At 59.8% G+C, this 8,567-nt stretch carries 14 protein-coding genes; all 14 read right to left on the minus strand.

What is annotated here, in order from left to right; translation table 11 throughout:
• Nucleotides 1–73 precede the first annotated feature (73 nt).
• On the minus strand, nucleotides 74–361 hold the full coding sequence (locus tag P353_RS26240) for a hypothetical protein (RefSeq protein WP_034376136.1): 288 nt from the start codon (nucleotides 359–361) through the stop codon (nucleotides 74–76).
• Nucleotides 362–455: 94 nt separating this feature from the next.
• Nucleotides 456–803: a hypothetical protein gene (locus P353_RS26245; RefSeq protein ID WP_034376138.1), complete on the minus strand. Its 348-nt coding sequence runs from the start codon at nucleotides 801–803 to the stop codon at nucleotides 456–458.
• Entirely contained in the window at nucleotides 800–1,375 is a 576-nt protein-coding gene (locus tag P353_RS26250; RefSeq protein ID WP_034376140.1) for a hypothetical protein, read from the minus strand. The genes P353_RS26245 and P353_RS26250 overlap by 4 nt, the downstream gene beginning before the upstream one ends.
• On the minus strand, nucleotides 1,365–1,643 hold the full coding sequence (locus tag P353_RS26255; protein ID WP_157839657.1) for a hypothetical protein: 279 nt from the start codon (nucleotides 1,641–1,643) through the stop codon (nucleotides 1,365–1,367). Before P353_RS26255 ends, P353_RS26250 begins: the two co-directional genes overlap by 11 nt.
• Nucleotides 1,640–3,115 (minus strand): hypothetical protein, encoded by a 1,476-nt coding sequence (locus P353_RS26260; RefSeq protein WP_034376144.1) that lies wholly within the window; start codon nucleotides 3,113–3,115, stop codon nucleotides 1,640–1,642. The genes P353_RS26255 and P353_RS26260 overlap by 4 nt, the downstream gene beginning before the upstream one ends.
• 58 nt (nucleotides 3,116–3,173) lie before the next feature.
• Nucleotides 3,174–3,512, minus strand: coding sequence for a hypothetical protein (locus tag P353_RS26265; RefSeq protein ID WP_034376146.1), 339 nt, complete (start codon nucleotides 3,510–3,512; stop codon nucleotides 3,174–3,176).
• Nucleotides 3,509–4,183: a hypothetical protein gene (locus tag P353_RS26270; protein WP_034376148.1), complete on the minus strand. Its 675-nt coding sequence runs from the start codon at nucleotides 4,181–4,183 to the stop codon at nucleotides 3,509–3,511. Before P353_RS26270 ends, P353_RS26265 begins: the two co-directional genes overlap by 4 nt.
• A gap of 69 nt (nucleotides 4,184–4,252) precedes the next feature.
• A complete protein-coding gene (locus P353_RS26275; RefSeq protein ID WP_052085023.1) occupies nucleotides 4,253–6,079 on the minus strand; it encodes a YqaJ viral recombinase family protein in 1,827 nt (608 codons plus the stop codon).
• Entirely contained in the window at nucleotides 6,076–7,029 is a 954-nt protein-coding gene (locus tag P353_RS26280; RefSeq protein WP_034376150.1) for a hypothetical protein, read from the minus strand. Before P353_RS26280 ends, P353_RS26275 begins: the two co-directional genes overlap by 4 nt.
• Nucleotides 7,030–7,188: 159 nt before the next feature.
• Complete coding sequence (locus tag P353_RS26285; RefSeq protein ID WP_052085024.1) at nucleotides 7,189–7,431, minus strand: hypothetical protein; 243 nt, start codon at nucleotides 7,429–7,431, stop codon at nucleotides 7,189–7,191.
• Nucleotides 7,428–7,682: a hypothetical protein gene (locus P353_RS26290; protein WP_034376153.1), complete on the minus strand. Its 255-nt coding sequence runs from the start codon at nucleotides 7,680–7,682 to the stop codon at nucleotides 7,428–7,430. Before P353_RS26290 ends, P353_RS26285 begins: the two co-directional genes overlap by 4 nt.
• Nucleotides 7,682–8,095 (minus strand): hypothetical protein, encoded by a 414-nt coding sequence (locus P353_RS26295; RefSeq protein WP_034376156.1) that lies wholly within the window; start codon nucleotides 8,093–8,095, stop codon nucleotides 7,682–7,684. Before P353_RS26295 ends, P353_RS26290 begins: the two co-directional genes overlap by 1 nt.
• Nucleotides 8,092–8,241 (minus strand): hypothetical protein, encoded by a 150-nt coding sequence (locus tag P353_RS29715; RefSeq protein ID WP_003061541.1) that lies wholly within the window; start codon nucleotides 8,239–8,241, stop codon nucleotides 8,092–8,094. Before P353_RS29715 ends, P353_RS26295 begins: the two co-directional genes overlap by 4 nt.
• Nucleotides 8,238–8,567: hypothetical protein (locus tag P353_RS26300; protein ID WP_034376158.1), on the minus strand; the 330-nt coding region annotated here is incomplete at its 5' end. The genes P353_RS29715 and P353_RS26300, both read right to left, overlap by 4 nt.

Consider the following 8,567-nt stretch of genomic DNA (forward strand, 5'->3'; position numbering starts at 1 on the left):
CAGCGGGGCTCTGGGTGGTTGATTGGTTCGCGTCATCTGTCGCGCTTGTCGCCTCGGTCGCGGGCTCGTTTACTCATTTGCAGTCCTTCATGCAGTGACTAAAGCAGCCGTGTGAAATGCACTCGGGCCGTTGGCAGTCTCGTGAATGAGATTGGCGCTTCTCCAGGGCTTCCAGCTCTGCGATGCGGTCCAGCAGACCGATTACCAGCTCGGGGCTGGCTGCTTTGTGCCATGCCTCATTGGCCTTGGACGCATTGCTATCGCGCCAGTGGGTGTAGATGTGCTGACCATCTTTTTCGGCGGCTGCGGCTAGGACGCGCAGATCGTTGGCTTGATGTTCTGTCATTGCCATGGCTTCCATCCATTCATGATTGCGGTGACAAGTACAGCGCCGACAGCAAGCCAGAAGCCCAGCCATGCGATGCCCTCGCCAATTGCTTTAGCGGCTTCGGTGCTCATGCTTGGCCTTTATGCGCCTGGGCGCGAAAGGTTGATGGCCTGCTGTACAGGCGCTCATATCGGTAAGCCGCGTACTCCTTTTCCTTGCCAGCCATGTCATCCGGGGATGTAAACCAGCGCTCTGGTTTCAGCCATTGAGCAACTTCAATGGAGCGGTACCCGCAGTCAAACCAGCCGTCGTAGCCGTACAGCAGAAGACCACGAGTCACGGTGCCGTCCTTGAGCTTGACGATCTCAGCAACGCCAGTCTTTGAAAACAGCTTCTGCTGATACCAATGGGACTGATCAACCCACCAGCCTTTTTCAGTCCTGTCGCGGACTGTCACTTCTATTGCTTCTGTCATGCCTGCTGCGCTCCTTCCTTGGCTGCTGCCTGGGCCTTTAAGGCTTCGCGCACCGCGTCACAGATGCGCGAAAGACCGACATATTCGGGATTCGGCTCTGACGCCTGCACAGCGGCCAGCACGCCATCGGGGCCGAATACTCGATTCAGCGTTTCGCTTTCACGATAGCAATCGGCCTCAGTTTCGACATTCATGCAGACGACTTCATGCATCAGTTCCGACGCCTCGGACTTGGTTAGCCGGTCGTATTCCTGCATAGCCTTGCGCGTACCCTTTCGGCGTCCACGAATGGTGGATCGGCACAGGGCGCGCAGCGCGTCTGCACTGAAGCGTGTTGCATACAGATCGGGTGCCAGGTTGGCAATGAGGTAGCTGTTGTCGCAGCTCGCCACAAACTGCGCGATGGTGCGACCACCCATGCCACCCCAGTAGCTGGCCCAGGCCTTGCCATAACACTCGATGTTGATTCGCCCCTTGCTGGGGGCAATGTCATCCAGAGTGACCCGTATTGGGTCAAGGCGCGGCACCTCGGTGATACGCAGGATGGTGATGGTTCCGACTTCAACCTTCATGCTCACCCCCTTGTGCTGCCTGGGCGGCGCGCTGTGCTGCTTCGTGTCCCACCTTGGTCAGTCCGCGCCAGTAGTCAACCACCATGGGAAAAGGTACAACGAATCCACGACCGTCCCAATACAGCTTCTTGATGAAAGACGGCGCGCTACTCGTAAACCAGACGATGCATTCATATTCGCCATGGCGAATAGGCGGCACGGTCCGATGCATCCATGGCGTGTACCCAGCTTTACGCCTTGGAAGTCGCTTGTACTTGCGTTGCATCATTCCACCTTTGCTGCCGCGATAGCGGCGCGTTGTGCCCACCAGTCACGCGAAGGCTTCTCGGCGTTGTCGGCTTCCATTGCAACCATGAGCGCGATCAGGGCCATGCGAGTGCGGCTCGATTGACCGCCACCACCCCCGCCCGGATTGCAGAACTCGATGCTTCCGCCGCCTTTCTCGCCCCAGACGGACACAAACACATCGTTGTCAGAGTCAAAGCCCACGCGAATGTGGGCGACTTGGCTCATATCTCCGATGCGGCCAACGTCGCGCGCCTTGGGCCATGTGATTTCCGCATCCCGCGCGTCTGCCTGCGCCTGGGGTGGCACGATGACGCCGAATGCCTTGAACTTTCCAGCTATGGCCTTCAGAGTTTCGCTGTCCACTTCCATGTGGCCGCGCTTGTAGTTGCCGCTGCTGTAGCTGTGCCCCTCGGATTCAAGACTGATGCCGGAGACGGTTACATCCCTTGAGAGACTGATGGCGTAGCAGATGGCGGTCACGCCAGTGGACGGAATGTCGTTCCCGGTAAGTCCTGCGTATTGAATGCCTGATGCGTTACTGCAAATTTCTGCGCGCGCCACCTTGCTCCAGAACTCGATATGCTCATACTGGATGCCCAGTTCCAGAACGCGGCTGGCTGTCGATTTGTCGCTCGGCTTCAGATTGTCGATAATGACAAGTCTTTTCACGCTGCGCCCACGCAGTTGTGCGCGAGTCTCCGGTCCTACGCCAGAAGCATCGACGAGTGCCCAGCCGTTGAGAATGAGGACGTCTGGCACCAGGTCAGGAAATGCTGCGATAGCTCCATTTGCAGCGATGACGAAATACCGATCAATGTCAGAAGGAATGGCAGCATTCGGCGCAGAGCCAAGCACGAAAACCGCCTTCTTTGAGTCCGCCTGAGCTGCCGGTGCAGATACTCCGGCCAGCAGGGCGCTAACGCGGTGTGACCATGCAGCCCATTCCTTGCCATCGGCATTGAGGATGGTAATTCCGCTGTTGTCAGTATTCGGGTGTACGGATTTATGAATAAATGCCAGCTCTTTGATGAGCGCTTCCTCCCGTGCTGCCGGGGTGGCGGCAAGCGCGGCGCGCGATGCCTTCCATGCAATGTAGGCCGCAGCGAAGAACAAACTTTGGACATTCCCTGAATCATCTATTTCATTCTGGGAAAGAAATTCATTCATCTCTGGTGAGTCTGTCCACCACACCTCAAACTCGCGCTCATCAGGCGCTGCCACGGCTGCGGGCGCTGCCTCCAAGGTCGCGCTTGAAACGGAGCCTGTTGCCTGTGCCCGGCCCTCGTCCAGGCCTGCATGCCATGCGGCTTGCTCTGCTGCGGCTGGCTCCTGAATCTGGTGCAGGCACTGGCCGCGGGCTTCAATGGCCGCTTCATAGCCCAGCACCCACATAGCCTTGTCATTGGTGTTCAAGCAGTCAGGTGCATCTGCGATCGTGATCTTGTCTTGCATATAGGAGGCTCCCAGAAAGAGAAAAGCCCGCGGCGGCGGGCTGTGATTGGTGGGTTGGTCAAGCCACTTTGCGCAGCTTGGCCTCCTTGGCGATGAGCCAGACGCGGCCCCGGCTATCTCCCGGGAAGCGTGACATGGTGCGCACCTCCAGCTTGTCGGCCTTGTCCTGGCTGGCGATCCACTTGCGCATGGCCGCGCCCAGGGGCTGAACTTCATCAGGCTCGCAGGACAGACACTGCCCGGGCTTCATCTTGGAGAACAGCTCCGCATACTTGCCTTCTGGGCATGCACGCTGGCCGGGGAAGGGATCGTTCTTGATCGTGATGAGTTCAACGTCAATGCTCTTCACGGTCTTGTGCACTTTGCGGCGCGGCTTGGCTTGGTCGAATGCGTTCATGACTGGGCATCTCCATTCACAGCAGCTGCAAACGCATCCTCTGGGGTCTGCTGCTTCTCACCACCTTCGTCGTCCTCGATGTCGCGCTGGTCCGGGTTGCCGCCGGTGCTGGGCGTGTCAGGCTTGCCGGCGCGGTAGCCCTTCTTGGCCTGGACCAGTTCGGCTGGGGCCAGCAGCTTTATGGAGATCTCGCCTTCGGCGGCCAGACCGGAGAGCTCGCCGAACAACTCGTTGTCCTGCAGCTCTTCGCCGTTGTACGAGATGGTCCACTTGATGGTGACGCTGCCGCCCTCGGAGAGCTCATATTGCAGGTTAGATACCACCACATCAGTGAAGTCGACGTGGTATTCGTCCAGGCCCCAGTCTTGGGTGAGGCGGTAGCCACGGTACTTCAGGCCCTTGCCATAGTGGTATAGCAGCGGCAACTGGGGGTGGCGCAGGTTCGGCAGCGGAATATCCAGGCCGGGGATTTCGTCCTGGCCGTCCTTGGCCGCCTTGTTGCAGTAATGGTGCGCACGCAGGCAGGGCTCAATCAGGTCGAGCAGCGTGTTCTCTCCAGTCAGCGAGCATGCCAAGTCGATGGCGCGCACCTTTTCTTCGCCGTGAAGCTCGCGGCGGGGATTGGCGTTGGTGATGACGACTGTGGTGGGGTTGGTCAGTTCAAAGGCCATGGAATCCTCTTTTCAATGAAAAAGCCTGCTGATTTAAAGCAGGCTTGCGGTGGTTGCTATTGATGTCGATCAGGTGGTGACTGCCTGCAGTTCGTCGGCCAGCTTACGGAAGCCCAGGGACAGCAGCAGCGCCAGGCGCTTGGTATTGGCCTCAGTGACCTGCACGGCTCCACGCTCACGGGTGAACGGAATGCCGTGGTGCTCCAGCGTCGCGGCGCTGATCTTTCCCAGGCCTGCTGCCTCCACCAGCGTGTTGACCTGGCCCAGCGTCATGACCGGGCTGGTGTCAGCTGCTGCTGCGCTGGCTTTTGCCGTGCTGATCGCCTGCTTGGCATCGATGCCTGCGATACCTTCCACTGCCTTGTCCTGTACGAGGCCTGCCAGATCGTCAGCCACGGGTGAGGACAGGGCCCCGGACTGCTGGGCCTGGGCAATCGCAGCCTTCTCCTGCTGGGCCTGTTCTTCGATGCGCTTGCGATCTGCCGCTGCAGCTTCGCGTTCCAGCTTGGCTGCTTCTTCCTTGCGGATCTGCTCGCGCTGGGCTTCCAGGCGGGCGGCCTCCTGCTGCTTGTGATTGCCAATGCGCAGAGCGGCCAGGGCTTGGAAGTCCTCGGCAGCCTTGGTGCCCACGGTGGCGAAGTCGGCGAACAGAGCAATCCAGTCGCCATCCTCTTGCATCAGGTGCTTGCGGTTGGCTTCCAGGCGGGCGGCCAGCTGGTTGGCTTCGTGCTTGGCATTGGTCAGGGCCACAGCCACCTTGTCGCGCATGCTGTCCAGCGACTTGAGGCCTTTGATTGCGCCGGCGAAGTCGGCAGCAACCTGGGGGAATCGGCAGGGGCGGCCGTCGATTGCTTCCAGGCGTTTCTCCAATTCACCAATGTGGCAGTCCAGATCCTTCTTGGCATCCGTCACCAGCGAAGTGCGGCGAGCCTCCTTCTCAGCCGTGACCAACTTCTCGCGGGCCAGACGCGTGGTGCGCATCAAGTTGGCCAGGTCGTTGGCGGTGCGCGTGAAGGCTTCAACGTCACTGACCTGGGCCAGTGCGCTAGCCACGGCCGCCTTCATGGCGTCTTCTCCAGACTTCAGGGCCTTGCACTCTGCCTCGGCGTCAGCGAATTCCTGGTCGGTGGATGGCTTGGCCACCATGCCGTCGATGAAAGCACGCACGGCAACGGCCACCTGATCCAGATTGGAGACCACGGCCAGACTGCCCTGCAGCTGCACGGCCACAGCGGGCAGGCTTTCAATCGGCTCGGCCACCGCAGCGGCCGGGCGATCGGCATTGGGATCGTAGGCCGCCACATCCTTCTCCAGTTGCTCCCAGCCGGCGATGAGCTTTGCGCGCAGTTCAGCGTCGGGTTCGTACCAGCAGTGATATTCCTCCACCAGGAGCCATTCGCCTGTCGATTGATTCTGCTGCCATCGGCTGGCCATGAACAGGATGCGCTCGCAGCCGGAGACCATAGCCTGCTGCTCCAGCTGCACCCGATACTGCATTGGGAGGTCATCTCCGTAGCATTCGTTCGCCAGTAGCTCGCGCAGGTCGGCATTGAGCGTCTTGTGCTCAAAAGCCGTGTCGTTCATGAAGGTCAGGCCGTCGAAGCTGGCCGAGTACTTGCCACGGGTTCCGACACAGGGCGAGAGGTCTTCGCCGATGATCTTCTCAGCCAGCGGCCGGGCCAGGGCTTCGAACTGGTGCCCATCGTTGAAGCGACGCTGAGTAGCCGCATCCACTTCAGGCACGATGCCAGTGGCCAGTTCCTTGATCAGATCAGAGCGCTTCTTGTACGAGCTGCAGCCCATCATGGCCGGCGCGTCACTGGCGTTGAAGTGGTTGCGGCGGTGGGTATGCCATTCGGCGCTGCCCTGGACAAGATTCACGAGTTGCATGGTCATGCTTGCTCCAGTTCTGCCACGCGGGCATCGAAGATTTGAGAGATTGCTGCGTGCTGGTCTTTGTCAGTGACCGCTTCCAGCAGGTTGCCGAGTTCGTAAAGCTTTTCCAGATCGGTGCAAGCTTTGATGTCTGCTTCGAGCTTGACCGGGTCCACCGTGGGCGCGCCGTCTTCTTGGGACGCCTTCTGGCGCTTTGCCACTTCATCCCGCAGTTGCTGCTCTTGCTCTGCGGTGACCTTGTATTTGCTGTTGAGCCATGCCAGCACGTCTGCGAGCGGCTTGCCGGCGGCGATGCCATCCACCCACTTGCTCAAGCCTACCGCCCAGCGATCTGCGGCCCACTCGGGCTGAACCACTTCAGCTTGGCCCATGTGGCGCTCGCCTTGGACTGCTGCTGGCGTGTCGGTGGGAATGTCCTGCAGTTCCTCAGCGATAGGCATGCCGCGCAGCACATCGGAGAACACGTCGCGCAGTGCGAAGGCCCGGGCGCGCATCTGGCGCATGCGCTTGGGGTACTGCGTCCATGGGCCTTGTTTTCCAGCAAGGCCTGCCTTGCGGGCGTCGTCCATGCTGAAGCTGCGGACCTGCTCTGGTGCGCCCTTGCGCTTGACTCGGCAGAAGGCGGTCTCACCATCATCGTCCTCGGTGACGTACTCGCAGACCGGGCTGGCCATGACCAGGGCAATCATGGCGTCACCCCAAAGGGCAGGGCGGCCATTGATCACTGCCAGGTTCTGCAGGGACTGCAGCGGCTTCAGGCCCAGCTCGCTACCCCATTGCATGGCAATCAGGCAGTTGCCCGGCTTGCCCTTGAAGTCCTTGGGCACCAGATCGCTGTCGGCCAGATACTGGGAAAATGTCAGCGCCTGGTCGAAAGTCTGAGGGCTCAGGTCAAACTGGCCGGCGGGCCGCAGAGCTGTCGATTGCTGAGCGGTGAGAGCGTTGCTCATGAAAACCTCACTTGAGTGATAACGGCGAGAAGGGAGGCAGCGCTGCTGGCCACCCACAAAAGAAAAGCCCGGGCGGTACCGGGCTTGGTGTCTGTTTTGCTCATGGCTTCCTGGCTAGGGCGAAGAAGGCGAGAGCGATGAAGAGCAGGGCGGCGGGGATCATTTGGTCTTCTTCTTTTCGAAGTTGACTCGAATCGAACCGACGCCAAGATCAATTACCCAATCCCGAAGGCTGGAAGAAGCGGTAATCCCGAACTTGAAGGCCCAGCCACCGCCGAATCGCCCCATACCTTTCACTGAGAACGGATTCCATCCGTATCGCTGTCCGGTGGTTTTATCCAGGTTGCTTGCCCAATGGCCATCAACACGCTGCCAAGGCCATCCTCTTGCTGTGATCTTCATGATTTCTCCTTGAGGCACATGACCTCTTTTTCATTCAGCCACTCGGCATGCATCCCCGGGCACAGCCACGCGCCGGCAGCTGCACGTTTGAGATCGGCGGCGGTCGTGGCCGGAGAGTCAGCCGCCTGGGCGCTGCAGCCGGCCATCCCGGCGCACACGAACAAGGCAAGCAGCACCAGAAACAACAAAGCCCGCGTTGGTGCGGGCTTCTTGCGGCGCGGGAGGCGCTGGAGTTGGATGGGAGAGGGCATCACGCTTTCTCCTTTTTCGTGGGAAATCTGATCTGCATCGCTTGACGATGTGCCCAGCCTGCATTGTTCCAAGCCTCTTTCCCTGCAAGTTCATAAGCCTCATTTGATCCAAGGCCTTTGCAGTAGAACGTGACGCTATGGCCGGATCCGACATAGAGATCCGCCATGATTTTCCGAGCAAGATTTTTGTTCTTGCTGCCGTGATCTCTTACCCGGCACTGCACATTACCTGTGCTGTTTGTTGTGTGTGGGTAGAACAGGATTCGCACGCCTTCAGCTGTAAACGTGAAGGCTTCGTAATCCTTGGTTGACCAGGACAATTCACCGCCCTTGTCTTTCAGGATGAGCTGCGCCATCAGGTATTCATGCTTGAACGGCTTTTGGTATTTGCCGGCCATTGGATCTCTGCTCATATCGCCTCATACTGGTTTTCGGTTTCAGGGGCCAGAGCAGCGCGGATCTGCTCGGGGGACAGCGGCTCTGCCATCTGGGCCAGCACCTGCTGGGCGCAGAACTCGGCAAGGGCAGGGTGCTGGGCTACTCGTTGAGCGGGTGTCATTGAAGGTCCTCCTGGTGGTCGGTGTAGATGGCAAAGGCGTGGAGTTTTGCGAAGTGGTTGGCGATGGCCTCGCGTAGGGGCTGGGCCGCAGGGCTGACCATCAGCTCGGCAAAGGCTGCTTGCGTCGCGTCGTCGCTGGCTTCCATGGCCTGATACAGCAGCTCGTCTGCGCTCATTCCGCCGGCGAAGGTGTATTTGTCGAACCAGTCTCCAGGCTTGACCACCTTGGCGAACTGGCGAGCCACGATGTCCGGCGCCTGGACGGCAGCAGTCTGGTGCAGAGCATCGGCAGCCTCTTCCTCATCGTTCCAGCGCTCGGCGTCTGC

The organism is Comamonas testosteroni, from assembly GCF_000761245.1.
In the GTDB taxonomy this organism is placed as follows: Bacteria; Pseudomonadota; Gammaproteobacteria; order Burkholderiales; family Burkholderiaceae_C; genus Comamonas; species Comamonas testosteroni_C.

Bases quoted from the DNA above. Each gene is read 5' to 3' on its own strand.
- P353_RS26275 (WP_052085023.1), bottom strand. From the start codon at position 6,079: ATGACCATGCAACTCGTGAATCTTGTCCAGGGCAGCGCCGAATGGCAT.
- P353_RS26290 (WP_034376153.1), bottom strand. From the start codon at position 7,682: ATGCCCTCTCCCATCCAACTCCAGCGCCTCCCGCGCCGCAAGAAGCCC.
- P353_RS26240 (WP_034376136.1), bottom strand. From the start codon at position 361: ATGGAAGCCATGGCAATGACAGAACATCAAGCCAACGATCTGCGCGTC.
- P353_RS26265 (WP_034376146.1), bottom strand. From the start codon at position 3,512: ATGAACGCATTCGACCAAGCCAAGCCGCGCCGCAAAGTGCACAAGACC.
- P353_RS26250 (WP_034376140.1), bottom strand. From the start codon at position 1,375: ATGAAGGTTGAAGTCGGAACCATCACCATCCTGCGTATCACCGAGGTG.
- P353_RS26255 (WP_157839657.1), bottom strand. From the start codon at position 1,643: ATGATGCAACGCAAGTACAAGCGACTTCCAAGGCGTAAAGCTGGGTAC.
- P353_RS29715 (WP_003061541.1), bottom strand. From the start codon at position 8,241: ATGACACCCGCTCAACGAGTAGCCCAGCACCCTGCCCTTGCCGAGTTC.
- P353_RS26280 (WP_034376150.1), bottom strand. From the start codon at position 7,029: ATGAGCAACGCTCTCACCGCTCAGCAATCGACAGCTCTGCGGCCCGCC.
- P353_RS26285 (WP_052085024.1), bottom strand. From the start codon at position 7,431: ATGAAGATCACAGCAAGAGGATGGCCTTGGCAGCGTGTTGATGGCCAT.
- P353_RS26295 (WP_034376156.1), bottom strand. From the start codon at position 8,095: ATGAGCAGAGATCCAATGGCCGGCAAATACCAAAAGCCGTTCAAGCAT.
- P353_RS26270 (WP_034376148.1), bottom strand. From the start codon at position 4,183: ATGGCCTTTGAACTGACCAACCCCACCACAGTCGTCATCACCAACGCC.
- P353_RS26245 (WP_034376138.1), bottom strand. From the start codon at position 803: ATGACAGAAGCAATAGAAGTGACAGTCCGCGACAGGACTGAAAAAGGC.
- P353_RS26260 (WP_034376144.1), bottom strand. From the start codon at position 3,115: ATGCAAGACAAGATCACGATCGCAGATGCACCTGACTGCTTGAACACC.